This window comes from Halovivax cerinus (assembly GCF_024498195.1).
Taxonomy (GTDB): Archaea; Halobacteriota; Halobacteria; order Halobacteriales; family Natrialbaceae; genus Halovivax; species Halovivax cerinus.
The window spans coordinates 3,802,991-3,829,844 of the sequence record NZ_CP101824.1; the positions used below are offsets into that span (position 1 = coordinate 3,802,991).

Here is a 26,854-nt window from a genome sequence, read left to right on the forward strand (position 1 = left end):
GCGACTGCCGGCATCGTTCGAACGGCTGCGGCGACTGCCGACATCGTTCGAACGGCCCCGACGACCGTCGACGTCGTTTCAGCGACGGTGGGCCGTCCGATGGCGCAGTCCCGTCGATGGGTGCAGTTCGAGGCCACAGACTGCGGGATCGTAATCGGTTTATCGACCGGGAAAGAAGCCGTCGCTGTCATGACCGTTACAATCGTCGGGTCACAGCTCGGCGACGAAGGGAAGGGCGGCGTCGTCGACATCTACGGCGACGGAGCGGACGTCGTCGTCCGGTATCAGGGTGGAGACAACGCGGGTCACACCGTCGTCTCCGACGGCGAAACGTACAAGCTCTCGCTCGTTCCCTCCGGTGCCGTTCGCGGCAAGATCGGCGTCCTCGGGAACGGGTGCGTCGTCAACCCCGAGACGCTGTTCGACGAACTCGACGAACTCCGAGATCGCGGTCTCGATCCGGACGTCCGCGTCGCCGCCCGCGCGCACGTCATCATGCCCTACCACCGCGTCCTCGACGGAATCGAAGAAACGGAGAAGGACGACCTCGCCGCGGGAACCACCAAGCGAGGAATCGGCCCGACGTACGAGGACAAGGCGGGTCGACGGGGCGTTCGCATCGGCGACCTGCTCGACCCCGAGACGCTCCGGTCGCGTCTCGAGTACGTCGTGCCACAGAAACGGGCCCTCGCCGGCGACGTCTACGGCGCCGAACTCGACGAGGCGTTCGACATCGACGCGCTGTACGAACGGGCGCTCGAGTACGGCGACCGACTCGCGGACGAGGAGATGGTCGTAGACTGCGGCGCATTCCTCGCGGACCGGCTCGACGCCGGCGACGAGGTGATGTTCGAGGGCGCCCAGGGGACGGCGCTGGACATCGACTACGGCGTCTACCCCTACGTCACTTCCTCGAACCCGACCGCCGGCGGCGTCGCCGTCGGTGCCGGCGTCCCGCCCTCGGTCGTCGGCGATGGCGAAGTGATCGGTATCGTCAAGGCCTACCTCTCGCGCGTCGGAACGGGACCGCTCCCGACCGAGCTCGGCGGCGTCGAGGGGCAGACGCCCGACTACGAGCCGGGGAGCGTCCCCGACGACGAGGCGGAACTCGCCACCTGGATCCGCGATCAGGGCGGCGAGTACGGAACCGTCACCGGCCGACCGCGCCGCGTCGGCTGGCTCGACATGCCCATGCTCCGTCACGCCGCCCGCACGAGCGGCTTCACCGGAATCGTCGTCAACCACGTCGACACGCTCGCCGGACTCGACGAGGTCAAGGTGGGCCACGCGTACACGATGACCACGCTCGACGGCGACACCGTCGAGCGCGACGTCGTGCCCCCGACGACCGAACAGTGGGGTCGATGCGACGCACGGCTGAAGACGTTCGATGGCTGGCCCGACGTCGACTGGAAGGCCGTCGCCGACGACGGCTGGGACGCACTCCCCGAAGCTGCACGGACGTATCTCGCGTACATAGCGGACGAGCTCGACGTCCCCGTGTACGCCGTCGGTGTCGGTCCCGGACGCGACGAAACCGTCGTCCGTGTCGACCCCTTCGCCTGACCGTCGTCGAGCGAGTCGGCCGCGTCAGGCGATCGGGTAGAGGAGCCGGTGCTGTTCGTCCGGGAGGTAGACGCCGTCGTCGGTGAGGAGGACCTGCGTGTTGTGCAGGAAGTGTTCGTCGAACTGCGGCGGATCGATGGAGTAGGCGTACGACGACGGCATGAGGTGTATCCCCGTGTCGTAGTCGGGTCGCCAGTGCGCGCCGACCGGGTCGACCGAGAACGGGACGGTCGTGATCGAGAGCGAGCCGTCGTCGCGCGGCGTGACCGTCTGGATCGGCGTCGGTTTCCACGTCGCGACGAATCGGTGAGATCCATCGCCGGTGACGGTGACCGACGGATCCGACGTCACCAGCCGACGGCAGCGAACGGCGGTCGCGACACTCTGCCCGTAGAGCACCAGCGTTCCCACGATCGGATCGGGATCGCCCGGCCCGTCACGGGAGACGACTGCGACCGCACCCGCGGAGACGAACGCGTCGACGAGCGTCCGTGCGTCGGTCCCGTCTAGCTGTACGATCGACGCGTCCAGTTCGTCCACCGTTCCCGGGTGGACACGTCCGTCGCGACAGGCGAGGCCGTCGGAACAGGAACCGACGTAGTGAAGGTAGTCGACACCGGTCGATAGCGTCCGGCGCACCGACTCACACGTGGGTTCGACGAGCGTTTCGACGATCGTCGAGACGGTCTCGTCCCGATCGGTGTAGGCGGCAGCGAGTTCCTCGGCCAGTGCAGGATCGATGGCGGGACCGGTGGCGACGACGACCGACGTCGTCTCACAGTCCCGTTCGATCGACTGGAGTCGGTTCTCGTACGACTCCAGGCGGGCCTCGAAGTCCGCCGATCGGTCGACCGAGCCGAGCGAACCGTGCAGTTCCATCGCACCCCGCAGGCGCTCGGTTGCGGATCGCTCGGTGCCTGCCCGAGCATGGCTCGCCGCTCCGGGCCCGGAGGCGGTCTCCGGGCTGTCGATCGCCGCCAGATCTTCGAGGAGGTGTGGAATCGCGGACACCGAGGACGGCGTCGACTCGATCGTCATGCGGTAGGGCCAGTCTGGGAGGACGTCGTCGACGGGATCGGACGGGAACTCGAGATAGGTCCCGACCCGCTCTGCGAGCGGTCGGTCGCGACAGCCGTCGAGGTCGATCCCCGCGGATCGGAGACTGGTGTGTGCTTCGACGGTCGGAGCGTCGGGTTCGATCCAGTCGACGAGGAGTTCGAGGAAGAACGTTCGCCGGAGGATCGACAGGATCCCGTCTGCGAACGACCGGTCGGTCCGTATCTCGTAGGTCGCGTCGGGATCGTGCGTGACGAGTCGGGGAGTTCGTCCGTTCGTGGGGACGAGCCGTGCGCCGAGGAAGTACGCAACTGGTGCGGCCGTGTAGACTGCTCCGAGCGCCTTCGGGACGACGAGTTCGATACCCGTCTCCGGACGCGACGCTCGAATCGAGTCCGGTATCGTGGTCTCGGAGCCGAGTTCGATTCGCGGCGGATACCCCCGGTAGTTCCGGTGGACGCGAGACGTCCCGGTAGTCCGAAGGGATGCCGACAGGTGACTGATCCCCCTCGCGACGGCGGAAACGGACGGTTCGACCGTCAACCGGGCTTGCGGGATCTCGACGGGAGACTTCCCGGCGATGGTCAGGGGTGTCGGGTGCGGGAACGTGATCGAGAACCGACCGTGCGATCGGTTGCGCACGGTCGCCTCGCCGTCGAATCGAATGCGGGTGAACAGATCGCAATCACACAGGCAAAAGTACTCGCCGGCCGGCAGGTGATACGTCGCGTCGTCGTCGAAACCGACGGCGAGATGGCCCTCAGACACCGGGCGTTCGTCGCCGGCGAGACACAGGTCGCCGTCGAGGCGTTCGATAGCAACGGCGTTACGGAGATCGTAGTGCATCTCCGAGACGCGACCGGTCACAACGGCGTCCATCGGTTCTTCGATCTCGTGAGACCAGGAGAGCGGATTCCAGCCGGTGAGATCGAACGTCATCGCGTTCCCGGCGACGTCCGTCATCCGGAGTGTCGTCCCGTGATGTGAGACGTCGATCACTCCGGCGTCGGACGTGCACTCGGGATCGGTGTGGGTGTCGGTCATGTCGATTCGGATGGGGAGGACTCGACCAGATCGAACGCCGGTTCCCCGGTGACGAACTCGAATCGGGCGCCACCCGTCGCGCTCGTTCCGACTGACGCCGTCCAACCGTGAGCCTCCCGAATCTGGTCGACGATCGCGAGTCCGAGGCCCGTGTTGTCGGGCCCGGTCGTGTATCCAGACTCGAAGATCCGCTCTCGATCGGCCGGCGGGATCCCCGGACCGTCGTCTTCGACGACGAATCCCTCGTCGGTCGCGCGGACGCACACCGAGACGCCAGATTCATGGTCTGACCCTGCAGGATCCGCGTGGTGGTCCGGCGGCGTGTGGTGATCGGGTCCGGGTGCGTCCGGCCAGGGTTCCGACGGTGTGTCGGCGTCGAGTCCGGACGCATCCGAACTGCGTTCCGACGGTGTGTCGGCGTCGATCTCGGGGAGATCGGGTCCCGGACGGCGATCGGCCTCGGACCACCGGTCCCCGTGAGAGTCTGCCGTCCCGTGTTCGACACAGTTCCTGAACAGGTTCTCGAACAACTGGAGCAACTGGCCGGGATCGGCTTCGACGATCGCATCCCCGTCGACGTCGAGTGTCGCGTCAGGAGTCGAGACGTTGCCCCAGGCCTCCCGCACGATCGTTCCGAGGTGGACGGGCTGGACCGCCTCGACGGTGTCACCCGCTCTGGCCAGCGAGAGGAGGTCGTCGATGAGACGCTCCATGCGGCCGTGTGCGCGGCCGATCTCCCGGAGTTCGACGCAGTCGGTTCGTTCCCTGGCCAGGTCCAGGTACCCCGCTGCGACGTTGAGCGGGTTCCGGAGGTCGTGGCTCACCATGCTGGCGAACTGATCGAGTCGTTCGTTTTTCCGTTCCAGTTCGCGCTCGCGGGCTTTCAGCGCGTGCAGATCGGTGTAGATCAGGTAGCCCCGGATCGAGTCGTCGTCCGACCGCATCGGAACGTTTCGAAGGAGGAAGGGGCGAGGCCCGTCAGGGGTCCGTCTGGTCACCTCGACGTCCGTCCATCGACTGATTTCGTCCATCGACAGCCGATCCGGTTCGGTTGCGGACGGTGGTGGTCGAACCACCGCCGAGACGGGTGAGCCAACGACGTCCGCCCCGTGTTCGCCGAACGTACCGACGAACGACGAGTTGACTGACGTCACGATCGGCGTTCCGTCCTCCACACGATACGACAGCGCGGCGTCTGGAACGTTCTCGAAGAGGGCGGCGAACTGATCTCGCTCACGGTTGCGTGCGCGCTCTTGTTCGACACGACCGAGCGCGTTGGTCACCGTCGAGACGAGGAGTTCCCCGATCTCGAGATCGAGTGGCGAGAACGCGTCGGGTCCGCTGGCGTGAAACTGCACGACGCCGTCGTCGGCGAGCGGGAGAGAGACGACAGATCGGTAGTGACCGGTCGGCGCGGCGTCGTCGACACTCCGGACGTCCGAAACGAGTATCGGTTCGCCTGCCTCGACGGTTCGGCCCGCGATGCCGTCGCCGGCCGGAAGTGGATCAGCCGGCCGCAGCGTTTCTGCGTACGCCGCCTTCGGAACGAACACTCCGTCCGAAACGGTACAGACGATCGCTGCGTCGAAGTCGAGGACGTGACCGTCCGGCGACACCGTCCGCTGATAGATCTCGTCGGCCGACTCGCAGGTCTCGAGGGTGGCGGCCACCTCGCCGAGGAGTGTAACGCGCTCAGACAACTGCTCCCTGGAGAGCCCGTCGAGATCAGAGTCTGTGCCATCCGCCATCTGGAAGTCCTTATCGGACGGGAGTCATAAATATAACCGATAGACAATCGCATCGAGTCGGTCGATCGGCGCCGGCCCACGGCGTGTCGGTGGTACGAACGGGCGGGACAATCGTCGTTCCCGAAACCTTTTGGCCTCTGCCATCAGGTGTTGAGGCATGAAGGAGTCACTCCTCGACATTCTCTGCTGTCCGCTGGACAAACACGACCTCGATCTCGAAGACGCGTCCGGCGAAGACGAGATCGAGTCCGGGACGCTCGTCTGCACCGAGTGCGGCGAGCGCTATCCCATCGAGGACGGCATCCCGAACCTGCTTCCGCCGGACATGCGCGAAGAGACCCCAGCCTGAGGTGTCGACGCCGTGCCCGAGTCGATCACCGTCCACGTCAATCGGTCCGAACGCGGTGCGATCGAGGTGGACCGACCGTCGATCGAAACCGACCGGGCCTTCGAGGTGCGCGTGAAGAATCACGGCGAACCGCTCCACCTCTTCGTTCGAGCGAGCGACGAAATCGCCGAGGCGCTCACCGTCGAAGAGACGAATCCATACGTGGCAGCCGGGGACTCGACCGTCGTACCGGTGACCGTCCACGCTCACTCGGGTCCGTCGACTGGGGCCGTCCGCCTCGAGACGGGATTCGGCGCCAACGCGACCGACGTCGCCGTCACACTCACCGGCGGCGTCGGCGACGACCATCGCGTCGACGTGGACGAACGACTCGCGACGCCCGCGACCGACGAAGACATGGACGGGTCCACGGTCGACGCCCTGTTCTCCGGAGTCGGCGTCGACGGCCTGGCGGTCGGTGGGCTCGTCGCCCTCGCGCTCCTCGTCGGCACCGCCACGGCGGCGACGATCCGTGGACCGGTCGGAGCCCTCAGTCTCGTACTCGTCCTCGGCGGCATCGCGGTCGGGCTCGCGTTGCTTCTCCGCGACCGGGTCGACACTGAGAATCAGAGCGAGTGACTGCCAGTCGGCCACCCGCTAACCGTTCGCGACCGTGACCGCTTCGCCGACGCCGATCGACAGCTCGATAGCGGTCGGTAGACCGCGCCACACGGGCGGGAACGACGCGGTGTCGTCGGTTCCCATCGTGTGAGAATCACCGAAACCACGAGGCATCGTCGACGCCAACCCGTCCGCGATGGCACTCGCCGAATTTCTGGATGGAGAATCGTTGACCGGGAAACAGGCGGCCGCGATCTTCTTCGGCTGGCTCGGACTCGTCGTACTCGCGGGCCTGGCGCTCGTCCTGAGCCTACCCGTCTGATCGAAACGGTTCTCACGTCGCCCGACACGGCCCCTGCTCGATGGAGCGCACGCTCTGGTCGACACGCCTCACCCGTTGACACGAGACGTGACCGGCGAGGCACTCGGATCACCCACCGTTATTGTCCTCGCCGTCCCGCTCGAAATCGATGACAGAACTCGATTATTTCGCAGACGTCGCTCACTTCGATCGACCGCGATCGATCGCCGAACGCGCCGCTCGCGCGGAGGAACTGGGGTATCGGACGATAACGGTCGGCGAGACGACCGGCTGGAACGTCGTGACGCCACTCTCGTTGATCGCCGAGCGAACCGACGAGATTGCGCTCGGGACGGCGGTCCTCTCACCGTACGGACGGTCGCCGGCGCTGCTGGCCCAGACCGCGCTCACCCTCGCCGACGCCTCCGACGGGCGCTTTCGGCTCGGTCTCGGCCCGAGTTCGCCGGCGATCACCGAGCGGTGGCACGGTCGCTCGTTCGACCGACCGCTCAGACGGCTCCGCGAAACCGTAGAGGCCGTCCGAACGGTCACCACTGAGGGGACGTCCAAATACCACGGCGACGTGATCGACGCCGACGGACTCGGATACGAACGGGAGCGACCGGCGACGCCGCCACCGATCGACCTCGCCACGCTCGGCCCCACGGCGACGGAACTCGCCGGCCGGTTCGGCGACGGCTGGATACCCCAGCTGTTCACCCGCGACGGGCTCGAATCGAGACTCGGGGACCTTCGCCGCGGTGCCGAGCTCGGCGGCAGAACCGTCGACGACATCCGCGTCTCCCCGATGGTCAGGTGTGTCGTCGACGAGGATCGAGACCGGGCGCGCTCGCTCGCCCGATCCGCAGTCGCGTTCATGCTCGGCGCGTACGGGCCGTTCTACGGCGATTCAGTTGCGAAGCAGGGGTATCCGGACGTCGTGGCAGATATCAGGGACGCCTGGGCGGAACGCGACGCTGACGCGATGACGGCCGCGCTGCCAGACGTGCTGCTCGACGAACTCGCGGCCACGGGCAGCGCCGACGAGGTTCGCGAGTGGGTCGCCGACTACGCCGCGATCGACGGCGTCGACGCGGTGGCGGTCACGTTCGTGCGAGGGATGGACGACGAGGATCGCGACCGAACCATGACCGCGCTGGCCGAACTGATGGACTGAGAACCGACGGACCGCCGCGGCGTGTTGCGTCGACGCCGGCTCGCGACTCGGTGTCACGTTCGGCGACTCGGGTCCCTGTTCCACGGCTCGGTCGTCCGATTCCGCGGCTCGGTCGTCCGGTTCCACGGCTCTGTCGTCCGGTTCCACGGCTCGATCGTCCGATTCCACGGCTCGGTCGTCCGGTTCCACGGCTCGGTCGTCCGGTTCCGCGGGTCAGCCCTCGAACTCGGCGGCCGGTTCGGTCCGGTTTTCGGCCCACTCTTCGCTGGAGACGGTGTACCGGCGGACGTCGACCGGTTCGTCGCCGTAGGTGTCCCAGTTCCGGAGCATTCCCTCCTCGCGGCCGCCGTGGGCCTCGACGTACCGCTGGATCGCCCGGTTCGACTTCTCGTTGTCGACGTGTGCGGTCACCGCGACGACGTCGAGGTCCAGCCGGTCGAACGCCAGTTGCATCATCGCCGCCGCGCGTTCGCCGGAGTACCGGCGCCCCCAGAACGGTTTGCGGAGCCAGGTACCGAGCGTCATCGTCCGGCGGTTCCAATGGACGGTCGCTCCGGCGACGCCGGCGAACTCGCCGGCGCTGTCTTCGCCGTCGCGCGGCCGAATCACGTACGTGGCACCGTCTCCCGATTCGTACTTCTCGCCGACGTGCGCGACGAAGTCGAACGTCTCCTTCGGCGTGTCGTGTGGGTCCCAGGTGAGGTAGCGGGTGACGTCTTCGATGTCGGGATCGTTCCCCGCGTGCTCGTAGAACTCGAAGAGATCGACGGTCTCTGGAGTGACGAGTTCCAACCGGAGCCTGTCCGTTCGAATCGTCTCGGGAAAGAGTGATGTCATCGTTCGAATACGTGGACGGATCGTTTCTCGAACGACGAAATAAACGTTGGGGACGCCCGGTGGGTCACTCGGCGTCGCCGGTCGCCGACCGGTACTCGGTCAGCGAGACCGAGAAGCGATGGAGGTCGACCGGTTCCCCGTCGATCGCGTGTGCGTGGCGGAATCGGCCGTCGTACCGACCGCCGTGTGCGTCGACGTACGTCTCGATTGCGCGTTTCGAACGGTCGTTCCCGGCGACGCAGGACACCTCGAAGTGAGACAGGTCGAGCCGATCGAACGCCAGGTCGAGCAGGGCGCCGGCCCGCTCGCCGGAGTACCCGCGGCCCCAGAAGGGTTTGCGGAGGAGGATCGACGAGGAGGCCGTCTCGCGGTCCCACTCGGCGAACAGCGTCGTCGTCCCGGCGAGCGTACCGGCCCCGTCCTCGCCGGCTTTCGGACGGAGTGCGTAGGTGATCGCTCGTCCCTCCGCTCGATTCGACCCGACGTGGTCGACGAACGAGCGCGAGTCGGCGGGCGTCGCGGGCGGCGAGAGCGGCACGTACTCGTAGACCGTCTCCGGGTCGGGGTCGTCGACGAACGCCTCGTAGTGTTCGAAGACGACGCTGTCGACCGGTTCGACCGCGGTTAACTCGAGGCGGTCGGTTTCGAGTGTGGCCGGGAACAGGTCGGTCACGGGCGCGATAACGGACGCAATCGGCAAAACCGTACCGGGACCGCGCAGTGGACGGTACCACACACCGTCGAACGAATCCGAGGGGGAATTCAGTGCGTCAAGTTGATAGGGCGACCACCCTACTGATCGATCAGCACCCGTGACTACTTCGGACGCGATCCACTCAGGAGCCCCGACGCTGACGCGAAACGGTCTCGACGCGCTGGATCCGGGGAGCGTCACCCTCGCCGCAGCGGACGCCTCCGCGACGATGGGCGCGTCCGACTACCTCGCGTGGCTCTCGATCGCGGCGTTCGTCCTGGCGATCGGCCTCGAGTGGCGCGACGAGGTCGACGCGGCGCGCTACGTGGCCGCCGGCGCGAGCGCGCTCTTTGGCATCTTCTGGCTCACGATGGTTCCACACTACTGGTACGAGATGCGGAGTCCGCTAGAGACGCTGCTCGCCCTGGCGGCGCTCCCGCTGTGTCTGTACGCGGCGTTCCTCCTCGTCCGGGGCCGGGAGTCGATGCTGATCCTCGTCCGGGCCGTCGCCGTCATGGGGATCATCTACCTGCCGGTGGAGACCATCCCGATAGCCCGGGAGTGGCTCATCGAGACGACGGCCTACCAGACGCACCTCGCGATGGATCTCGTCGCGGAGAGTCCCGGTCTAGAGACCGGCGACAACGGCTACCGCAGCCGGTTCGCGTTCGATCCGGACCAGACGGCGACCGGGTGGACGACCTACATCGTCCTCGCGTGCACCGGCATCGGGAGTATGGCCATCTTCGGCGGCCTGATCGCCTCGGTCCGCGCTCCGTTGCGTCGGAAAGCCGTCGGCTTCGTCGCCGCCGTGGGCGTCATCTGGTTCCTGAACCTCGTTCGCAACGTCATCATCTCGCTCGCGACGCCGCACGGCTGGTTCCAGCACGACGTCTTCGTCTACGTCGCGACCGAGTGGATGGGCGGCGTCGAACCCCAGACCTCGTTCCTCATCTCCCACAACGTCCTCTTCCAGCCCGGTTCCGTGATCGCACTGATCGGAATCGCCTACGTCGTCATCACCATCGTCCCCGAGGTGGTCGAACCCCTCGAAGAGGTCCTGTACGTCCTCACCGGCTCCGAGTACGACCTCTCGGCTGCCCTCGGGGCCGAACCCGAAACGGGGAAGGCCGCGGGCGACTGACGGACGGTGATGCCCCCACCGGCGATCCGCACGCTCTCGTTCGCCGAACGCGCCGTCTACGTCGAGTCCGCCGAGACGCTCGTCCTCGCCGACCCACACCTGGGCCGCGGAGTCGCGTCGGCGGTCGACGCACCGATCGACGCTGCAGACGAGACTGTCGGACGCGTCGCGACACTCCTCGATCGGTTCGATCCGCAAACGGTGGTCGTCGCCGGCGATCTGCTCCACTCGTTCTCGCACGTTCCGACCGACGTTCGCGAGACCGTCGAGACGCTCCGGCGGACGCTCGATCGCACCGGCGTTTCTCTCGTCTGTACACCGGGAAACCACGACACGATGCTCGCCGACATCTTCGACGGCGAGACGGCCGACGCGTACCGACTCGACGACGGGGAAACGCTCGTCTGTCACGGGCACGAGCGACCGATTCCCGGGCGTGAATCCGCCGACGGTGCACCCCCGGCGCTGTACGTGATCGGCCACGACCACCCCGCGCTCTCGGTGGACGGGCGAAAGCACCCCTGTTTTCTGTTCGTGCCGCCGGCTGGAGCCGCGGTCGACGCCGCGGTGCTCGTCCTCCCGGCGTTCTCGCGTCTCGCGCGCGGAACGACGATCAACACGCGCCGCGCGCGGGACTTTCAGTCGCCGCTGGTGACGGACGTCGACGGTGCGTCACCGGTCGTCAGAGACGTCGCTGGCGAGGAGACGCTCCGGTTCCCGCCACTCGGCGAGTGTCGCCACGCCCTCTGACCGCCAGGGCCCTCACCCCGAATCGAGAGCCGGGTTATCGCGGTTCGAACGTCGGGAGCGTCACCGTCTCGGACACCTGTTCGAACGCGACCGACACCGGCATCCCCCGCTCGACCGTGTCGGGCTCGCACCCGACGAGCCTCGTGAACAGTCGCGGTCCCTCCTCGAGTGTCACGTACGCGGTGACGTAGGGAACCGTCTCGCGGAACGCGGGGTTCGAAACCGGTCGGCGGATCACCGTGTGACTGAACACCGTTCCGAGCCCGGACGCTTCGATCCACTCGACCGACCCCCCGCACGTCCCACACCGCGGTCGCGGAAAGTACTGCATCCTGGCGCAGGTCTCACACCGCTGAACGACCAGTCGCCCCTCTGTCGCGGCGTCCCAGAACTCGCGCGCGTACGGTGTCTCTTCGAGCGACGGGAGCGGCCGCGACTCCGCGACGACTCTCCGCGACTCCGTCGGCTCACTCACGACCGATCACCCCGCTCTACCACGAGTACGGAACAGTGCCGAAGGGGTTTCCCGTAGGCCACGCCGCCCGCCCCGGTGACGACGCCACGGGTCGCCCCCGGAACCTGTCTGGTACCGGCCTCGCGCTGGAGCTGCCGGATCCCCTCGACGAGCTGGACGAAGCCGGCCGCCATCCCCGGCTGCCCGGCCGAGAGTTGCCCGCCGGACGTGTTCAGGGGAACGTCGCCGTCGTATCCGAGGTCCGTGCCGGCGACGAACGGCCCGCCGTCACCCTTTGGACAGAGCCCGAGGTCCTCTACCTGCATCGCGACGATGATCGGGTAATCGTCGTACAGTTGCCAGCAGTCGATCGCGTCGGGACCGATGCCTGCGCGACGGAACGCCTCCCGACCGGCGACGGCGACGCCCGTCGTCGTGACGGCCGGAGACCGCGAGTCTCCGTGGTTCGAACACTCGCCGAAACCGGCGATTTCGATGGGGTCGACGTCCAGCTCCGAGGCACGCTCGGCCGACGTGAGGAGCACGCCGAACCCCCCGTTGACCGGGATCACGCAGTCGAGCAGGCCGATCGGATCGGCGATCGGCGTGGCGTCCAGGTACGCGTCCAGGTCTATCGGGTCGTCGAACCACGCGCGTGAGTTCAGTGTCGCGTGGCGCCGCTGGGCGACGGCGACGTGGCCCAGTTGCTCGCGAGTCGTGCCGTACTCGTCGGCGTGAACGGCCTGGACGTGGGCGAGTCGGGAGTTCGGCCCCTGGGTACCCAACGGGTCCATGTAGTTTCTGACGTATCCCCTGGGGTCGCGCCCGAACAGTCCTGCCGATGGGTCCGTCGGATCGACGGGCGTGTCGGCACCGAGCCCGAGGAACGTCTCGACGATGCCGGCGTCGATCGCCAGCGCCCCCTGCAGCACCAGCGAGATCGCGTTCGCGCCGCCGACGTCAGCCGTCGTCGTCCACCGGACGGTCTCGAAGCCGAGCGTCTCGACGAGGTGGCCGACGAAGTTAGCCGGGGTATCGACCCCGGATCGAACGACGCCGACACCGTCGACCGCTGCGTGCGGGAGACCGGCGGACCGGAGCGTCGTCGCGGCCGCATCCGCGTACAGCCGTTCGAGACTTCGCAGTTCGGCTGGATCGTCCGGTCGACGAGTCGCCGTCTCGCCGACACCGACGATCGCCACGTCCTCGAACGGCATCGGTCACGGACAACGGGCCCTGCGATCGCGTTCCATCTGTTCTCGAGCGTGCAGTTCACCGGCCAGCGAGATAAAACGCTGGTGAGCGACCGGCCTGGAACCGTCGCCGACCGGTCGGACGCCAACGACGGTGGCGATGGATAGGAATTTGGCCGCGGAAGCGAACACCACGGTATGGAGACCACCGAGGCGTTCACCGGACTGGAGTGTCGGGCCTGCGATCGGTTCTACGACCCACAGACGGGGACCCATCGCTGTGTGGAGTGTGGCGGCATTCTCGATCCGACCTACGACTACGACGCGGTCGCGGTCGACCGGACGACGTTCGCCGACCGGCCGTTCGATTCGCTGTGGCGGTACGCCGAACTGCTCCCGTTCGAGCGCGACGTCGCGGTGACGATGGACGAGGGCGCGACGCCGACGGTCGAGTGCCCGACGTTGGCCGACGAACTCGGCGTTGGCGAGCTCGTCATAAAAGACGAGGGACGCAATCCGACGGGCACGTTCAAGGATCGCGGTGCGACGGTGGCGGTCACGGCGGCCGTCCAGCACGGCGCGAGCGACGTCGTCCTGCCGTCGGCGGGCAACGCCGGACAGGCCGCCGCGGCCTACGCCGGTCGCGCCGGGCTCGACTCGCACGTCTACCTCCCATCACGGTCGAGTTTCACGACGAAGGCGATGGTGAACGTCCACGGGGGCGACCTGACAGTCAGCGGCGGCCGCATCGGTGACGCCGGCGCCGCCGCGGCCGACGGCATGGAAGAACACGACGACTGGTACCCGCTGTCGTCGTTCGTCACACCGTACCGTCACGAAGGGAAGAAGACGATGCTGTACGAACTCGTAGAACAGCGCGAGTGGGACGTGCCGGACGCGGTCGTCTACCCGACCGGTGGCGGCGTCGGGCTCGTCGGCATGTACAAGGCCGCCCGCGAGTGGGAAGCGCTCGGGCTGATCGACGAGATACCCTCGTTCTACGCCGCCCAGGCCACCGGGTGTGCGCCGATCGTCGAGGCGTTCGAGGACGGGCGCGAAGAACACGAGCCGATCGAGCATCCGGACACCATCTGCGGCGGTATCGAGATTCCTGACCCCGGCGCGAGCCGGTGGATTCTCTCGGCGCTTCGCGAGAGCGGTGGCGGCGCCGTCGCGACCGACGACGACGAGATCTTAGACGCCGCCGTCGCTGTCGCCCAACACGAGGGGGTCGAGATGGCGCCGACCGCGGCCGCAGCGGCGAGCGGCGCCTGGGCGCTCACTGAGGCAGGAGAGTTCGGCGACGAGGACACCGTCGCCATCGTCAACACCGGCGCCGGCACCAAGAACGCGGACGTGCTGCGAAGTCACCTCATGGGGCAGGGGATCTGAGCTCGGCGGGTCGCAGACGGCCCAAACCGCGGGACGGCCCTCGGCGATGACGTCGACGGCGTAGGCTGAGGGGCCACATCCGTGGATCGAATACACTCGCAAGTCGTCTCGACAGTCGTCAGGCGTCGGCCACGTCTGCTCCGTCTTCACTATCGGGGGCTCCGCCGTCACCGGGTGGGCTCTCCTCACCAGGTGGTCCCCCGTCGTCCGGTGGGCCACCCGAACTACCGTTTCCCGGGCCACCACCGGACCCGCGACTTCCGTTGCCCTGGCCGCGGTCAGTCGGATCGTCACGCAGACCCGGCGGGTTCACACCCGCGAGCCCCCGTGCGATCTCTGCGATCTCCGGCCCGCTCAACTCGGATGCGTTCGTTCGCAGGCGGTCGAGCCGCTCGGTATCGACACCGACCGCACGCGCGTGGCGTTCCGTCTCTTCGATCGAGGTGTTGAACGAGTCGAGTCGAACCGCGAGGCGTGTGAGTTCGGCCCGGCGGGCCGGTTCCGAACTCGATTCGTTCGATTCGAGCGACGCGGAGCGGTTTCGAAGGGTGTCGTACTCGGCCTCCAGCTCGGCGATCCGATCCCTGAGGGCGGCCTCCTTGTCGGGTGCGTTTTCGAGCGATTCATCGAATAGACCGCGGTCGATGCTGTCGTCGGTTGCAACAGTACTCGTTTGCATGAAATCCCCGATCTGTGCACCCATCGTCGACTCGTTCGCTGCGGCGTCGACGGCGGGCTCGGTTGGGGACGTGTCCTCTATCGCGACGACTCCCATCGAGGCCACCACCAGGCCGACACCGATTACGACGGCGATACCCGTAATCCCGTACCCGTTCATCGAGCTACTCTAGCGGGGACGTCCATAAAAGGGTGAATCTTCGTTCGGAGCGTTCAGACCGTTCGACCGACCGTTTACGCCCGTCGAACCCGTTTCAGTCGAGCGGTATTCGATATCCATCGCGCCTCTCCATACCCATCCGCAACGATCGACGGTTTCGCTGTCACCAGTGCAATCGGCCCCGACGTCACCATCAGTCTCGGTGACGGGGGTCGTCACGCTGTCGTGGACCGACAGAGCGGTCTGAAAGCCCTCCACCTAAAGGTACCGACACAACTGTTATGAGTGATCGACCCTTGCTACCAAGTGGCATGTTCGAGCGGTTCTCGCAGAGCTATTACCTGGGTCGACTCTACGTGACCCCGACCGAGACCGATCAGGTCACGATGGAACGAGCACAACACGAGCGGGTGAACGAACAGCTGTACGCCACCGGCGACGGCGTCGAACGGCTGGACACACCGCTCGTAATGAAACTAGACGCCCAGCACTTCCCGGTCCACGGCAGCTCGTCGATCCCGGCGAACACGCTCGCCGTTCCGGCTGACGTCCTCGAGAACACGGACATCGAGAACCCGCCGACGGTGTCGTCGGTGTTCCTCGCCAGCCGCGAGCGGGCGCGGCAGTTACTCCAGTTCGCCGGCTGGAACCCCGACGAACCGCTATCGGGCACCGATGGCGAGATCGATCCCGCCGCAGGCATGTAACCGGTTCACTCGCGGTCTCTCCGTTCGGCACCCGTCGGAACCTAGAAGTGGCCACACCGCCCGGGTTCGATCGATGTCGAAGCTCGACGAGTGGCTGGGCCGGGCCTCGCTCAGAGATCGGATCGACGAGCTCGAAACCGAGTGTGACCGGCTCCGCGAGCGATACGAAGCCGAGTCCGAACGGCGTCGCGACGCCGTCAGCGCGCGCCAGGATGCCGAAGAACGGGTCAATCGTCTCGAAGATCGGATCGCTCAACTGGAGGGTGCGCTCGAACGACGTGACGACGCGAGCGACGACCTGCGGTATCGCCGTCGAGAGCGGCTTCGGGGGAACCGACTGGAAGAGGTCGTATCCCGCCTCCAGTCGCTCCGCGCGGGCCCGGAGTCCGTTTTGACGGCGTCGGTCGAAGCGAACGGTGCTCCGGAGGCGGTGGCGTCGGCCCTCGACGATCGAGCGCGACTCGCCGAGGAGGCCGCACCCTGTCTCGTCGTCGTCGACGACGCCGGCCTCGTCTCGATCGCACTCGACGGCCCGCTCGCCACCGACGTCGAGCCGACCTGGAGCGACCGCGTCGAACTCGATCCGGCACAGTTCCAGCCGACGGGCCCACACCTCCTGGCGCTCGCCAGAGCGGATCTCTTCGCGATCGGCCGATACGATGGGACCGATCGCGTCCAGTACGCCGGGTTCGAGAGCGACGTCAAGGGCGCACACTCGAAAGGCGGGTTCTCGCAGGCACGGTTCGAACGAATTCGGGCGGAACAGATCGACGACCACGTCGCCCAGGCGACGGCGGCGATCGAGGACGTCCGCGACGAGGCCGCCGACCTGCCCCTCTACCTCGTCGGCCAGCGCGACGTACTCGACGACCTCGCCGACGAACTGGACCAGCGGCCCGACGCGATCGCGACCGTCGACGCCACCGGCGACCCGGAGAGCGCCCTCGAAGACGCACACCGGGCGTTCTGGACGACCGAGTTGCTCGGATTGTAGTTACTTTCCCGGTACGAAGTGGACGACAGCACTGCTGCGAGCGAGGGCGCATGGAACGGCGCCTACGTCCTGTCGGGTGTCACAGCCCACCGCATCTCGAACGCCTAAGTACCGGGTCCACCATGTCCCAGTATGCGCGTTGCACTCCTCGCCCACGAGCAGTTTCCCGACCGGGCCAAGACCGCCCAGGGAATTCTCCGGTACGCGGACTACGACGTGGTGGCCGTCCTCGATCGCGCCAGCGCGGGCGACCGCGTCGCCGAGCACGTCACCGACGTCCAGGACGCCCCGATCGTCGCAGGGATGGACGACGTCGACGAGTCGATCGACGCCCTGGTGATCGGTATCGCCCCGATCGGCGGCGGCTTCGAGGAGTCCTGGCGGCCGGACGTCCGCGCCGCCCTCGAACGCGGCTGCGACGTCGTCTCCGGGCTCCACTACTTCCTCGCCGAAGACGAGGCGTTCGACGCCCTCGCCGACGAGCACGGCGGCGAGATCTGGGACGTCAGGCAGCCGCCCGAAAACCTCACGGTCAGCGAGGGGGTCGCCGCGGACGTCGACGCCAAGATCGTCTGTACGGTCGGCACCGACTGCTCGGTGGGGAAGATGACGGCCACCATGGAACTCGTCGAGGCCGCTCGCGAGGCGGGCCACGACGCGGCCGTCATCCCGACGGGTCAGACCGGTATCGTGGTCGAGGGCTGGGGCAATCCCGTCGATCGCGTGATCAGTGACTTCACCGCCGGCGCCGTCGAGCAGATGATCCTGGAGAAGGGCGACGACCACGACCTGCTCGTCGTCGAGGGCCAGGGAAGTATCGTCCACCCGGCCTACTCGGCTGTCACCTGCGGCATCCTCCACGGCGCGATGGCCGACCGGCTCGTCCTCTGTCACGAGGCCGGCCGCGAGCGGATCCACGGCTACGAGTCGTTCGCCCTCCAGCCGATCCCGACGTACGTGGACCTCTACGAGTCACTCGCTGCACCGGTGAACGAGGCCGAGGTGGTCGCGGGGATGCTCAACACGCGGAGCGTCGACGGCGACGACGCGGCCCGGGAGGCGATCGACGCCTTCGCAAACGAGCTGGGCGGGCCCGCAACCGACCCCATCCGCTTCGACGCGGCCGAGGTCCTGGAGGCGATCGTATGAGCCTCGAGACGAGTTTCGAACGGGTCTCGCTGCCCCTCGAGTTTCCCTTTACCATCACGCGAGGGACGCAGACGGCGGCCGAGAACGTGATCGTCCGGGTCGAGGACGACGAGGGGCGCGTCGGGATCGGCGGCGCCGCGCCGTCGTCACACTACGGCGAAACGGCGGCGACCGTCGAGGCCGTACTTCCCTCGCTGCTCGCGGTCGTCGAAGACGTTGGCGACCCCCACCAACTCGGCCGGATCGAGCGCCGGATGCGCGCGGAGATCGAAGACAACCCGGCTGCCCGGTGTTCGGTGAGTATCGCCCTGCACGACCTCGTCGGAAAGCGCCTCGACGTCCCGCTGTATCGCTACTGGGGACTCGATCCGACCGAGACCGTCACCTCATCCTACACCATCGGTATCGACGACACCGAGCGGATGCGCGAGAAGACAGAGATCGCGCTCGATCGCGGCCACGACACGCTGAAGGTCAAACTCGGGACCGACAGAGACGTCGAGATCGTCGAGACCATCCGCGACGTCGCGCCCGACGTCCGCCTCTACGTCGACGCGAACGAGGCCTGGACGCCGAAGGAGGCCGTCCGCACGATCGAACGGCTCGCCGCCTACGATCTGGCGTTCGTCGAACAACCCGTGCCTGCCGAGAACCCGGAGGGCCTTCGATACGTCTCCGAACACAGCCCACTCCCGATCGCGGCCGACGAGTCGCTCATCACGGCCGACGACGTCCCCCGGGTCGCCGATCGCTGCGACGTCGCGAACCTGAAGCTAATGAAGTGCGGCGGCCTCCGGGAGGCGAAGCGAATCGTCCACGCCGCCCGCGCCCACGGGCTCCAGGTGATGTGCGGGTGCATGACCGAGTCGAACGCCTCGATCGCCGCGGCCTGTCACTTCGCGCCGCTGCTCGACTACGCCGACCTGGACGGCTCGCTCCTGCTCGACGACGATCCCTACGACGGCGTCCCGCTGCCCGGTGGTCGGATCGACCTCGAAGCGATGGATCGACCGGGGACCGGCGTCGGGACGCAGTAGGCCAGTTTCGGCGTCGATCTTCCAACTGCGACCGCGCACTGGGACACCACACCGTGCCACCAAGTTCGACACGGCACGATGACACCGCAGAGCGACACCACACAGTACCACCACGTGCGACACCGCACCGTGCCACCACAGTACGACATCGTCGCGCGACACCGCACCGTGCCACCACAGTACGACATCGTCGCGCGACACCGCATTTTATGCCGACGCAGGCGGAACCTGGTCGCTGATGAGTGATCTCACAGCCGACCTGCGATCTGCCTACGAAGCCGCCGGCTACGACGTCAGCGAGGTAACCACGAACCGCGACCTCGTCAGGATCGTCCTCGCCGAGGACGCGGGCGCCGAGGCGGTTCGGTCGATCGTCACGAAGACACTCGACGAGGAACCACGGTTCGGCGTCGACGTCGCCACGGAGTCCGTCGACGGCCAGGACGGCGTGTCGACGGTCGTCTCGTTCCGGGACCGGTAGGGCGTCGTCCGCCGATCAGTTGGTCTGTTCCGACTCGCGAAGGATGAACGGCCCCATCGCGAGTGTTCGCTTGGCGACCGTGACGATGCGAACGATGAACGTGATGAAGATGACGAACGGCGAAACCCCGACCACGACGCCGGCGCTGACGACCCAGACCAGGTGGGAAATGCCAAGCGTCGATCCGACGAACGTGCCCGCGTCGACGTACATGATGAACATCGCCATCACCGCAAGCGCCGGAATCGAGGCGTACAACAGCGCGCGCGAGAGGTTGATCAACTCCCACTGGAAGTAAAGCGTCTTGAAGTGCTCGCGAGTCGGCCCGAAGAACGTCAACAGGTCGACGGCGGCATCGATTTCGGCGTCGACGTCGTCGGGCAGTTCGTGTTCGTCACGGAGCGACCGCCCCTGGTGGATCAGCCGCGAGTACTCGAAGTGCATCATCACCCAGATGACGTCGAACGTGCCGAACTGTGCGGAGTCTAACATTTCGTGTACCTGGTCGGCCACGTCGCGCAGCGTCGTCGCGTAGGCGTCGATGTCGTCACGGGCGTCCGCATCCGCGCTCGAACCAACCGCCTGAAGCGTCTCGGCCTGATCGCTGATCCCGGCGAGGAGTTCCCTGACGAAGACCGACGGCTCCGGTTCGGTGATGGCGATCCCGATCGCCTCCTCGACGTCCCGCTGAAACGTCATCGCCGCGTCCATCCGGTCGCGCTGATCGCCGACCGCGCCGAGTTCCTGCGAGAGGACCAGCTGATTGATCGTGACGACGATGGACGTGCCGGTGATGATCGCCCCGATAAACGCGGTGAAGAAGTAACCCATCCCACCCTGGGCCTCGTTGATCTGCCGGAGCGGCGTGACGCCGAGGCGACTCGTCAGCACGAGTGCCGCGTAGACGAGGAGGAGAATTACGGCCGAGAGGAGCCAGCGATTCATCCGAAGCAACAGGTACTCTCTGAGCGCGCGCAGGCGGCCGCCGTTCCGATCCTCAGCAGTCGAGACCATGGTCAGTACGAGGATACCGGCGTGCCGGCCGGTCCCCTCTGGATACGACGGCTACGATCAAAATACCCGGACCCGACGTGCGTGGCACCGTACTCACCGTCGTATGCGCCACTGGCCATATCACCAACAAAACATCCACACACCTACCGTGGATCCGTCGGTTCGACTCCGTAGCGCTCTTGCACTCGTTCGACGACAACCTCGTGGAAGGCGACGAGGATCGCGACCGAGACGACGATGACGACGACCGAGATCGGCGACGACATGAGCCCCAGGGCGACGATGAGCGTCGTCGCGCAGGCGGCCGGATGGTTGGTATTCGACCAGAGCATGCCGATCGTCGTCAGTACCATCGCGACGAGCCCCGAGAGGACCAGCCGCCCCACGGCTGGTGAGAACGGCGTCCCCGCTTCGAACGCGTCCACTGAGACGAGGCCATCGGCGATGACGACGTACGTGGCCAGGCCGGCGACCGCCGCGATGGCGTGACCCCCGACGACGTGATAGGCACCCTCCGCTCGCGGGTTCTCGCCCGTCGCGAGCAGGTAGGCCGACGGACCCAGACTCGGAAAGAGGATCGGCTGCCCGGTCACCCATGCCAGTCCGCCGAGCATCGTGAAGTGTAGCGCGACGTTGATTCCCGCGCTGACGTCGTCTCTGAGCCCCATCCGGCGCGTCGACGACACGCGACAGGAAAAGTAGGGAGTGGGTACGCACCGCACTCAGAGCCGATCACCGTCCGATACGGACACTCGGCCGTCCTCCGAATCGGTCACGTCGAAGGGGCCCTCCTCCGCCGCCTTCGTCGGCAGCATCGGCCCCGTCGAAGCGGTTCGGCGCGTGATCGTCGCCGTCCGCAGGATGTAGGCGGCCAGCAGCGCCACCGGCGCGATGGCGATCGTCACGATGACGCTCACGACCGCCGGCAGCGCGGTGTAAGAGAGGGTCGGCCCCGCCGCGTCGGCGTACGTGACGCCGAGAAACACGGCGGCGAGGATCGACGGGACACCGAAGCCGATCGTCAACTGGGAGAATCGCGTCAGTTCTCGCTGGAGGTACGTCGTCTTGAAGTGTTCCCTGGCGACGGCGAACAGTCGCAACGCCGAGCGCACGTCTTCGAGGGCGGCCGTCGCCCCTGGTTCGAGGGACTCCTCGTGTGCGTTCAGCAGGTGTTCCCCCGCGTACCGGTACCAGTCGTCGTCGAAGCGGGCGGCGAGCGACAGCGTGTCGAACGCGTCGAACGAGGTCGCGTCCAGCGCATCGTCGAGTCGGGCCGTGTCCCGCTGTACCTCCACAGCGTACCGCTGAACCGGTGTCTTCACCGACGCGTCGCCCGAGCCGACGGCGGATTCGAGCGCCACCGCCCGACGGTTCATCGTCTCGGCCAGGACCTCGAGGAGCGCCGCAGGCGCCGCCGGGGCCGCGGGGACGTCGGCGAGGTCGGCGATGTCGGTGCGGACGGACTCGACGCCCTCGAGCCGGTCTTCGGCTGTCCCTGCGGCGACGAACTCCCGCGAAAGGATCAACTGGTTGATCGAGACGACGACCGTCACGAGCGAGAACGTCCCGGCTATCAGCCCGCTCGCGACCCGCGTCATCGAACTCGGGCTGGTGAACGAAATGACCCCGGTCGTCTCGAGGACGAGCGTCGCCAGGAAGACGACGAGGACGAACACCGTCGCGACCACGAGGCGGTTTCCCTCTAGCACCACCCACTCCAGGGACCGATCGAACGGGTTCGCGCCGTCGGCGAGCGACGAATCGGCGCCGATCGTCCGGTCGGTCGACTCGCCATCGTCAGCGTCCGCTGCCATCGACGGACGCTTCGGTGGACGGCCGCAAAAGGGTCGGCGTTGCGATTCGCGCAGTCGCCGGCTATCGACCCGGACGCGGGTCGTCCGGCGGGGGCAGGCTATAGAGTGAAATGGAACCGCGACGTCGACGGCGTATGCCCAACGGGGAGTCGTCGATATCCGCGGGGGAGTCGCCGATGTCCACGGAGGAGTCGTGGCGACCCGGGAGACGTCGCTGGCTGTCCGCCGTCGGCGGAAGCGTCGTCGGGGCCGCACTCGCAGGGTGCCTCGGTACCGGCGGTCCCGCGTACGAATCCGGGTCGATTCCGGCCGTCAACGGGAGTACTCGAACCGCCCGCCAACAGGCCGCAGCGGCGACGGGCGCGATCACGAGCACCGCCGATGGCGTCTCGCCGCTCGAATCGCTCTCGCTCACCGACCACTCGTTCGTCTACGAGGGCGGCTATCAGGGAGCGACGGTACAGGGAACCGCCAGGAACGGTGGGGACAGACCGGTTCAACTCGTCGAGGTCCGCACCAGAGTGTACGACGACGCGGGCGCCCAGCTCGGGCAGTATATGGCCCGAACCGGCGATCTCGCCGGCGATACGTCCTGGTCGTTCACCGTCATCGTCCTGGAGCGTCCGTCGACGCTCGCTCGCTACGACATCACCGTCCTCGGGGTTCCCGGGTGATCGTCACCACCGTTTCTGGATGAGTCGGTAGCGGGCGGGAAATATCGCGAGAAGCTGACGCCGTCAGTTTGAGACGGCGTTACTCCGTAACGGTTACTTCGAGTGTGTCAGTGTGGATACTTGACTCGAGATCGTTGTGGAGGTCGTATGGCCCGTAGTCACTCGGAAGCGTTCCTCTGACACCTCCCTTTACCGCATAGGTGCCGGGTTCGTCGAACGACGTTTCAAACGTCGGTTCGAGCTCGCCCCACTGAGGGTCACCATCCACAAACCAGCTGTAGAAGGTGATATCACCGTATTCCATGGTAGACGAGTGAAGATCGAACGTTACGGATTCCCCCGACCGTACCCTCGTAGGCCCGGAAACGACCGGTTCCGGTAACGCTCCGATCGAACCATCATCGACGAAGAAGTTACGATACGCAGAGACCCCGGGACCAGTTTCGGGCATGGCCCACCCGCGCAGGCGATAGAACCCGGGTTCATCGTACGAACGATCCCACACGTAATCTTCCTTCCAAACGTTGACTCTCTCTGGATCGGTACACTCCCAGTCACTCACACCATCACACCGTTCGAGTTTGATCACCGCCTCGTCGTAATCGTCTCCCGATGCCGACAGTATAAAGTCAGTCTTCTCCCCCGAAGCGAGTAACGACGGCTCGGCAGCGAAATAGTCGATCTCGACATCCTTTTCACTCCCCTGACTAGCCGTGCGGCCTGCTGAACCGGACACACCGCCAGCGATCGCGCCGATAGATACGGCACCGGCGCCAACTCGTCTGAGCACGGTTCGTCTCGTCGATCGGTCGCTGTCGTGCGACATCAGCAGATCGTTCAAACGGATTGATAATAACTGTGGCCGCCACAATCAACGTAAGATAATAAAAGAAAACTATAATTAAATAGTTCAGTTAGCTGTGTCAGCAAGTGGTTGTATCGAACAAAATGGCAATCAGCGATAGCAGCGACAAAGTATCTAACCGACGGTCAGGTACTATCCATCCTCGTCCTGCATCTCTGAGAGCTCCGCCTCGACGTCGGGATCGACCGCTTCGGTCGATTCGGACTCAGTCGCCGATTCTGCGCTCGTCGACGTGGTGCCCGACGACTCGCCGTCCACTTCGGACTTCAGCGTCTCCAGTTCCGCTTCGACGCCGCTGTCGGTCGCCAGGTCGTCCAGCTCCTGGTCGATCTGGTCCTTGTCGGTGAGAACGTCCTCGAACGCACCCGTCTCGCGGAGTTCGTCCATCGCGGCCGAGCGCGCCTCCATGTCCTGCGTGCGCTCTTCGGCCCGTTCGATCGCGCGGCCGACGTCCTCGAACTCCTCGCCGGTCGCCGTCATAGCCTCGTTGACCGTCGTACTCGCCTCGGCGGCCGAGTATCGGGCCTTCATCGTCTCCTTCTTCGTGCGGAACTCCTCGATGCGCGTCTGGAGGGTGTCCTTCTGCTCCACCAGCTGGTCCTGCTGGTTCTGCAGGTTCGAGATCTGGCGGTCGAGTTCCTCGATCTGGTTCATCTTGGCCTTCTTCTTCTCTAAGGCCTTGCGCGCTAGATCCTCGCGGTCCTGCTTGACGGCGGTTCGCGCCTGTTCGTTGTGCTTCTCGACGTTCTCCTCGAGGCGACGTTTCTGCATCTCCAGGCGCTTTTTCTGCGTCGTCAGGTCCGCGATGCCGCGTTTGACCTGCTGGAGCTGATCGCGCATCTGCTCGTAGGAGTAATCGAGCGTCTCGGTCGGATCCTCGGCCCGATTGAGGATCGAGTTGAGCTTCGACTTTATGATGTAGGATGTCCGCGAGAGGATGCCCATACACGTACCTGTTGTTCCCGTTACTTAAAAACATCTCACACGCTACAGGCGCGCTGGCACTTCGAGCGGCGCCACGTTCCACCCGTGACGAGTACCCAGTACAATGGGTTCCGCCGGGACGACGAACGACCGGTGAGACCTGACGGTGACGCGGCGGTCAGCGGGCTCGCGAACCCGAGCCGTCGGTTCGCCGAGTAGCGGGGTGTCGAACACGAACGACCGGATTCAAGGCGACGAGTGACCGAGCGGGGGTATGAGCGATGCACCGTCGACGTCGACGACCGACGTACTGATTCCGGGCGCACGAGACGTTCGTGGAAGCCTCGACGGGCCGGACGACGGCGATCGGCTCGTCGTCGCCTGCCCGCCACACCCCCAGCACGGCGGGTCGCGCACCGATACGCGGCTGCGAGCGGCCTCGACAGCGCTGGCCGACCGCGGCGTCAGCTGTGTTCGCATCGATTACGGCCCGTGGGACGAGGGGTACGGCGAGCGCGAGGACGTGCGCAACGCGCTCCGATGGGCGCACGAACGGGCCGCGACCGTCGCCTGCTTCGGGTTCAGCTTCGGCGCCTCGGAGGCGATCCTGGCGAGTGCGTCCGTCGACGTGCCCGTCGATCGCGTCTCCGCGCTGGCTCCGGCCGCGAGACTCGCCCCCGATCTCGACGTGCCGGACGCGGTCACGTCGCTCGGCGACGTCCCGCTACAGGTCGTCTACGGCACCCGCGACGACACCGCCGACTGGGAACCCGTCCGCGACGCCGCGGCCGATAGGGGTGCAGCGGTGATCGAGTGGTCGGCCGACCACTTCTTCGTCGGGCAGGAGGAGGCGGTCGCCACCGAAGTCGCGGACTTCCTCACGGGTGTGTGACCGATCGGGTCGACCGAACCGGAATCGCGCCCGACGTCGATAGGCCCGTCTGCCCGACCCTGCTTCGGATCGGTCTCCCGTACTTCGACGCACGGATTCGAACCGGTCACCCCACCGTCGTCAGGGATCCGGCCGGCGCCGCGCTCGTCGGTCCGTGAGGACACGCGTGATCCGCTTGCCGGGACCGCCCTCGATCGGCCAGTCCCGCGACCGCCAGGCCGGCGGCTCTGGTTCGAAGTGCGGGCAATCGCCGGCACACTCCCGTGCCGTCTGCTGGCGATCCTTCGCCCGACAGTATGGCAGGAGCTGCCCGTCGGTACGGGGTTCGAAGTGCCTGCAGTCGGGACGCATCGTGTCGATCCACGACCGCCAGCCGCGCTCGTAGGCGCGTTCGGCGATCTCTAGCCGTCCGGCACGTTTCTCGTCCGCCTCCACGTAGGCGAATCTGGCGGCCGACGCATCGCGGTCGCCGCCGTCCGGACGCTCGACGATCTGCGTCCCCGGTCGATCGACGGCCAGTGCACGTGGGTACCACGCCACCTCGGCCGAGAGCGCGTCCGGATCGACCTCGAGGATCCCGACCTCCACCGGGACGTCCTCGAAGAGGGCCGCCGAAACGTGATCGTCGCCGCATTCGGTCGCGATCCAGACCTCGTCTGCAATCCCGAGGGCCACGTCCCGCTCTACCTGGTCCGATAGCGCACGAGCGGCGCTCGCGTCGAGATCGGGTTTGTTCTCGACGGCGACGAGTCGATCGACCCAGTCCGGATACGGCCACCGACGACGGATCTCGATTCGGTTTCCCGTCCGGCGCGTCTCGAGGATCCCTCTCTCGTCGGCCCGGTGGATGGACTCGCGAACGTAGCGCCACGGGTAGCCCGGATCCGGGAGCGCATCGCGGTAGTACGCCCACTCCGCGGGTGCGTACCTGAGTACGTCCAGCAAGTCGCCGTCTAGCCGTTCCGCGCCGAATCGGGCTCGCCGACGGAGTCCCACCGGATCACACTCCACGACGATGGTGTCCCAGCGACGGCCCGCGGTCCCGAGTTGCCGAGCCACGAGGATCGGACCCGCGGTCTCGCCGTCGGGCGGCCAGTGACGCTCCGCCCACCGGCACACCCGCAACTCGAACGCGAACTCGCTCGTCTCGTCGACCACGC

General features: G+C 66.6%; 28 protein-coding genes. 15 read left to right on the plus strand and 13 right to left on the minus strand.

Annotation, left to right across the window (positions count from 1 at the left end):
• Positions 1-189: 189 nt before the first annotated feature.
• Positions 190-1,566, plus strand: a complete 1,377-nt coding sequence (locus NO366_RS18060; RefSeq protein WP_256532176.1) for an adenylosuccinate synthase — start codon at positions 190-192, stop codon at positions 1,564-1,566.
• Positions 1,567-1,590: 24 nt separating this feature from the next.
• On the opposite strand, the gene NO366_RS18065 is transcribed toward NO366_RS18060, so the two are convergent.
• Both NO366_RS18065 and NO366_RS18070 read right to left on the minus strand, forming a co-directional pair.
• Complete coding sequence (locus tag NO366_RS18065; protein WP_256532177.1) at positions 1,591-3,666, minus strand: hypothetical protein; 2,076 nt, start codon at positions 3,664-3,666, stop codon at positions 1,591-1,593.
• Positions 3,663-5,414, minus strand: a complete 1,752-nt coding sequence (locus NO366_RS18070; RefSeq protein ID WP_256532178.1) for a GAF domain-containing sensor histidine kinase — start codon at positions 5,412-5,414, stop codon at positions 3,663-3,665. Before NO366_RS18070 ends, NO366_RS18065 begins: the two co-directional genes overlap by 4 nt.
• A gap of 157 nt (positions 5,415-5,571) precedes the next feature.
• Between NO366_RS18070 and NO366_RS18075 the strand changes: the two genes are divergently transcribed.
• The 4 genes from NO366_RS18075 (at position 5,572) to NO366_RS18090 (ending at position 7,841) form a co-directional block, all read left to right on the plus strand.
• Positions 5,572-5,763, plus strand: a complete 192-nt coding sequence (locus NO366_RS18075) for a methytransferase partner Trm112 (protein ID WP_256532179.1) — start codon at positions 5,572-5,574, stop codon at positions 5,761-5,763.
• 12 nt (positions 5,764-5,775) lie between these two features.
• Entirely contained in the window at positions 5,776-6,381 is a 606-nt protein-coding gene (locus NO366_RS18080; RefSeq protein ID WP_256532180.1) for a DUF7524 family protein, read from the plus strand.
• A 178-nt stretch (positions 6,382-6,559) separates the two neighbouring features.
• Positions 6,560-6,685, plus strand: coding sequence for a hypothetical protein (locus NO366_RS18085; protein WP_256532181.1), 126 nt, complete (start codon positions 6,560-6,562; stop codon positions 6,683-6,685).
• Positions 6,686-6,833: 148 nt separating this feature from the next.
• Positions 6,834-7,841 (plus strand): TIGR04024 family LLM class F420-dependent oxidoreductase, encoded by a 1,008-nt coding sequence (locus NO366_RS18090; protein WP_256532182.1) that lies wholly within the window; start codon positions 6,834-6,836, stop codon positions 7,839-7,841.
• Between the two features lie 213 nt (positions 7,842-8,054).
• On the opposite strand, the gene NO366_RS18095 is transcribed toward NO366_RS18090, so the two are convergent.
• Positions 8,055-8,678, minus strand: coding sequence for a GNAT family N-acetyltransferase (locus NO366_RS18095; RefSeq protein WP_256532183.1), 624 nt, complete (start codon positions 8,676-8,678; stop codon positions 8,055-8,057).
• 64 nt (positions 8,679-8,742) lie between these two features.
• Positions 8,743-9,351: a GNAT family N-acetyltransferase gene (locus NO366_RS18100; protein WP_256532184.1), complete on the minus strand. Its 609-nt coding sequence runs from the start codon at positions 9,349-9,351 to the stop codon at positions 8,743-8,745.
• 250 nt (positions 9,352-9,601) lie between these two features.
• Here NO366_RS18100 and artA point away from each other — a divergent pair, with 250 nt between their 5' ends.
• The gene (gene artA / locus NO366_RS18105; protein WP_256534049.1) at positions 9,602-10,516 is read left to right on the plus strand and encodes an archaeosortase A; all 915 of its coding nucleotides are present in this window, start codon (positions 9,602-9,604) and stop codon (positions 10,514-10,516) included.
• Positions 10,517-10,525: 9 nt separating this feature from the next.
• Positions 10,526-11,266, plus strand: coding sequence for a metallophosphoesterase (locus NO366_RS18110; protein WP_256532185.1), 741 nt, complete (start codon positions 10,526-10,528; stop codon positions 11,264-11,266).
• A gap of 34 nt (positions 11,267-11,300) precedes the next feature.
• Here NO366_RS18110 and NO366_RS18115 read toward each other — a convergent pair whose 3' ends face one another.
• Positions 11,301-11,741 carry a Zn-ribbon domain-containing OB-fold protein gene (locus NO366_RS18115; protein ID WP_256532186.1) on the minus strand — a complete coding sequence of 147 codons (441 nt, stop codon included), beginning with the start codon at positions 11,739-11,741 and terminating at the stop codon, positions 11,301-11,303.
• On the minus strand, positions 11,738-12,937 hold the full coding sequence (locus tag NO366_RS18120) for a thiolase family protein (RefSeq protein ID WP_256532187.1): 1,200 nt from the start codon (positions 12,935-12,937) through the stop codon (positions 11,738-11,740). Before NO366_RS18120 ends, NO366_RS18115 begins: the two co-directional genes overlap by 4 nt.
• 174 nt (positions 12,938-13,111) lie before the next feature.
• On the opposite strand from NO366_RS18120, the gene NO366_RS18125 reads away from it, so the two are divergent.
• Positions 13,112-14,305, plus strand: a complete 1,194-nt coding sequence (locus tag NO366_RS18125; RefSeq protein WP_256532188.1) for a threonine synthase — start codon at positions 13,112-13,114, stop codon at positions 14,303-14,305.
• 118 nt (positions 14,306-14,423) lie between these two features.
• Here the strand turns inward: NO366_RS18125 and NO366_RS18130 are convergent, their stop codons facing one another.
• Entirely contained in the window at positions 14,424-15,143 is a 720-nt protein-coding gene (locus NO366_RS18130; protein WP_256532189.1) for a hypothetical protein, read from the minus strand.
• A 311-nt stretch (positions 15,144-15,454) separates the two neighbouring features.
• Here NO366_RS18130 and NO366_RS18135 point away from each other — a divergent pair, with 311 nt between their 5' ends.
• The 5 genes from NO366_RS18135 (at position 15,455) to NO366_RS18155 (ending at position 19,511) form a co-directional block, all read left to right on the plus strand.
• Positions 15,455-15,850: a DUF5802 family protein gene (locus NO366_RS18135; RefSeq protein WP_256532190.1), complete on the plus strand. Its 396-nt coding sequence runs from the start codon at positions 15,455-15,457 to the stop codon at positions 15,848-15,850.
• Positions 15,851-15,923: 73 nt separating this feature from the next.
• Positions 15,924-16,844: a Vms1/Ankzf1 family peptidyl-tRNA hydrolase gene (locus NO366_RS18140; RefSeq protein WP_256532191.1), complete on the plus strand. Its 921-nt coding sequence runs from the start codon at positions 15,924-15,926 to the stop codon at positions 16,842-16,844.
• Positions 16,845-16,976: 132 nt separating this feature from the next.
• Complete coding sequence (locus NO366_RS18145) at positions 16,977-17,993, plus strand: N-acetyltransferase DgcN family protein (protein WP_256532192.1); 1,017 nt, start codon at positions 16,977-16,979, stop codon at positions 17,991-17,993.
• Positions 17,990-19,030: a dipeptide epimerase gene (locus NO366_RS18150; protein ID WP_256532193.1), complete on the plus strand. Its 1,041-nt coding sequence runs from the start codon at positions 17,990-17,992 to the stop codon at positions 19,028-19,030. Before NO366_RS18145 ends, NO366_RS18150 begins: the two co-directional genes overlap by 4 nt.
• A gap of 238 nt (positions 19,031-19,268) precedes the next feature.
• Positions 19,269-19,511: a hypothetical protein gene (locus NO366_RS18155; protein ID WP_256532194.1), complete on the plus strand. Its 243-nt coding sequence runs from the start codon at positions 19,269-19,271 to the stop codon at positions 19,509-19,511.
• A 15-nt stretch (positions 19,512-19,526) separates the two neighbouring features.
• Here NO366_RS18155 and NO366_RS18160 read toward each other — a convergent pair whose 3' ends face one another.
• The 3 genes from NO366_RS18160 to NO366_RS18170 all read right to left on the minus strand — a co-directional run bounded on the left by NO366_RS18160 (position 19,527) and on the right by NO366_RS18170 (position 22,339).
• Positions 19,527-20,525: a DUF7972 family membrane protein gene (locus tag NO366_RS18160; protein WP_256532195.1), complete on the minus strand. Its 999-nt coding sequence runs from the start codon at positions 20,523-20,525 to the stop codon at positions 19,527-19,529.
• A gap of 143 nt (positions 20,526-20,668) precedes the next feature.
• Positions 20,669-21,193: an HPP family protein gene (locus NO366_RS18165; RefSeq protein WP_256532196.1), complete on the minus strand. Its 525-nt coding sequence runs from the start codon at positions 21,191-21,193 to the stop codon at positions 20,669-20,671.
• Positions 21,194-21,247: 54 nt separating this feature from the next.
• A complete protein-coding gene (locus tag NO366_RS18170) occupies positions 21,248-22,339 on the minus strand; it encodes a DUF7972 family membrane protein (protein WP_256532197.1) in 1,092 nt (363 codons plus the stop codon).
• Positions 22,340-22,473: 134 nt separating this feature from the next.
• Between NO366_RS18170 and NO366_RS18175 the strand changes: the two genes are divergently transcribed.
• Positions 22,474-23,013: an FxLYD domain-containing protein gene (locus NO366_RS18175; protein ID WP_256532198.1), complete on the plus strand. Its 540-nt coding sequence runs from the start codon at positions 22,474-22,476 to the stop codon at positions 23,011-23,013.
• A gap of 79 nt (positions 23,014-23,092) precedes the next feature.
• On the opposite strand, the gene NO366_RS18180 is transcribed toward NO366_RS18175, so the two are convergent.
• Together NO366_RS18180 and NO366_RS18185 are read right to left on the minus strand one after the other, a co-directional pair.
• Positions 23,093-23,839, minus strand: coding sequence for a PKD domain-containing protein (locus tag NO366_RS18180; RefSeq protein ID WP_256532199.1), 747 nt, complete (start codon positions 23,837-23,839; stop codon positions 23,093-23,095).
• A gap of 171 nt (positions 23,840-24,010) precedes the next feature.
• Complete coding sequence (locus tag NO366_RS18185) at positions 24,011-24,823, minus strand: PspA/IM30 family protein (RefSeq protein ID WP_256532200.1); 813 nt, start codon at positions 24,821-24,823, stop codon at positions 24,011-24,013.
• A gap of 253 nt (positions 24,824-25,076) precedes the next feature.
• On the opposite strand from NO366_RS18185, the gene NO366_RS18190 reads away from it, so the two are divergent.
• Complete coding sequence (locus NO366_RS18190) at positions 25,077-25,694, plus strand: alpha/beta hydrolase (RefSeq protein ID WP_256532201.1); 618 nt, start codon at positions 25,077-25,079, stop codon at positions 25,692-25,694.
• A gap of 120 nt (positions 25,695-25,814) precedes the next feature.
• Here NO366_RS18190 and NO366_RS18195 read toward each other — a convergent pair whose 3' ends face one another.
• Complete coding sequence (locus NO366_RS18195; RefSeq protein ID WP_256532202.1) at positions 25,815-26,852, minus strand: DUF5787 family protein; 1,038 nt, start codon at positions 26,850-26,852, stop codon at positions 25,815-25,817.
• Positions 26,853-26,854 lie beyond the last annotated feature (2 nt).

Coding starts and splice junctions, on each gene's coding strand:
- NO366_RS18125 (WP_256532188.1), top strand. CDS start 13,112: ATGGAGACCACCGAGGCGTTCACCGGACTGGAGTGTCGGGCCTGCGAT.
- NO366_RS18070 (WP_256532178.1), bottom strand. CDS start 5,414: ATGGCGGATGGCACAGACTCTGATCTCGACGGGCTCTCCAGGGAGCAG.
- NO366_RS18060 (WP_256532176.1), top strand. CDS start 190: ATGACCGTTACAATCGTCGGGTCACAGCTCGGCGACGAAGGGAAGGGC.
- NO366_RS18155 (WP_256532194.1), top strand. CDS start 19,269: ATGAGTGATCTCACAGCCGACCTGCGATCTGCCTACGAAGCCGCCGGC.
- artA (WP_256534049.1), top strand. CDS start 9,602: ATGGGCGCGTCCGACTACCTCGCGTGGCTCTCGATCGCGGCGTTCGTC.
- NO366_RS18075 (WP_256532179.1), top strand. CDS start 5,572: ATGAAGGAGTCACTCCTCGACATTCTCTGCTGTCCGCTGGACAAACAC.
- NO366_RS18095 (WP_256532183.1), bottom strand. CDS start 8,678: ATGACATCACTCTTTCCCGAGACGATTCGAACGGACAGGCTCCGGTTG.
- NO366_RS18145 (WP_256532192.1), top strand. CDS start 16,977: ATGCGCGTTGCACTCCTCGCCCACGAGCAGTTTCCCGACCGGGCCAAG.
- NO366_RS18140 (WP_256532191.1), top strand. CDS start 15,924: ATGTCGAAGCTCGACGAGTGGCTGGGCCGGGCCTCGCTCAGAGATCGG.
- NO366_RS18120 (WP_256532187.1), bottom strand. CDS start 12,937: ATGCCGTTCGAGGACGTGGCGATCGTCGGTGTCGGCGAGACGGCGACT.
- NO366_RS18110 (WP_256532185.1), top strand. CDS start 10,526: ATGCCCCCACCGGCGATCCGCACGCTCTCGTTCGCCGAACGCGCCGTC.
- NO366_RS18135 (WP_256532190.1), top strand. CDS start 15,455: ATGTTCGAGCGGTTCTCGCAGAGCTATTACCTGGGTCGACTCTACGTG.
- NO366_RS18160 (WP_256532195.1), bottom strand. CDS start 20,525: ATGGTCTCGACTGCTGAGGATCGGAACGGCGGCCGCCTGCGCGCGCTC.
- NO366_RS18170 (WP_256532197.1), bottom strand. CDS start 22,339: ATGGCAGCGGACGCTGACGATGGCGAGTCGACCGACCGGACGATCGGC.
- NO366_RS18130 (WP_256532189.1), bottom strand. CDS start 15,143: ATGAACGGGTACGGGATTACGGGTATCGCCGTCGTAATCGGTGTCGGC.
- NO366_RS18090 (WP_256532182.1), top strand. CDS start 6,834: ATGACAGAACTCGATTATTTCGCAGACGTCGCTCACTTCGATCGACCG.
- NO366_RS18190 (WP_256532201.1), top strand. CDS start 25,077: ATGAGCGATGCACCGTCGACGTCGACGACCGACGTACTGATTCCGGGC.
- NO366_RS18065 (WP_256532177.1), bottom strand. CDS start 3,666: ATGACCGACACCCACACCGATCCCGAGTGCACGTCCGACGCCGGAGTG.
- NO366_RS18180 (WP_256532199.1), bottom strand. CDS start 23,839: ATGTCGCACGACAGCGACCGATCGACGAGACGAACCGTGCTCAGACGA.
- NO366_RS18150 (WP_256532193.1), top strand. CDS start 17,990: ATGAGCCTCGAGACGAGTTTCGAACGGGTCTCGCTGCCCCTCGAGTTT.
- NO366_RS18175 (WP_256532198.1), top strand. CDS start 22,474: ATGCCCAACGGGGAGTCGTCGATATCCGCGGGGGAGTCGCCGATGTCC.
- NO366_RS18165 (WP_256532196.1), bottom strand. CDS start 21,193: ATGGGGCTCAGAGACGACGTCAGCGCGGGAATCAACGTCGCGCTACAC.
- NO366_RS18185 (WP_256532200.1), bottom strand. CDS start 24,823: ATGGGCATCCTCTCGCGGACATCCTACATCATAAAGTCGAAGCTCAAC.
- NO366_RS18085 (WP_256532181.1), top strand. CDS start 6,560: ATGGCACTCGCCGAATTTCTGGATGGAGAATCGTTGACCGGGAAACAG.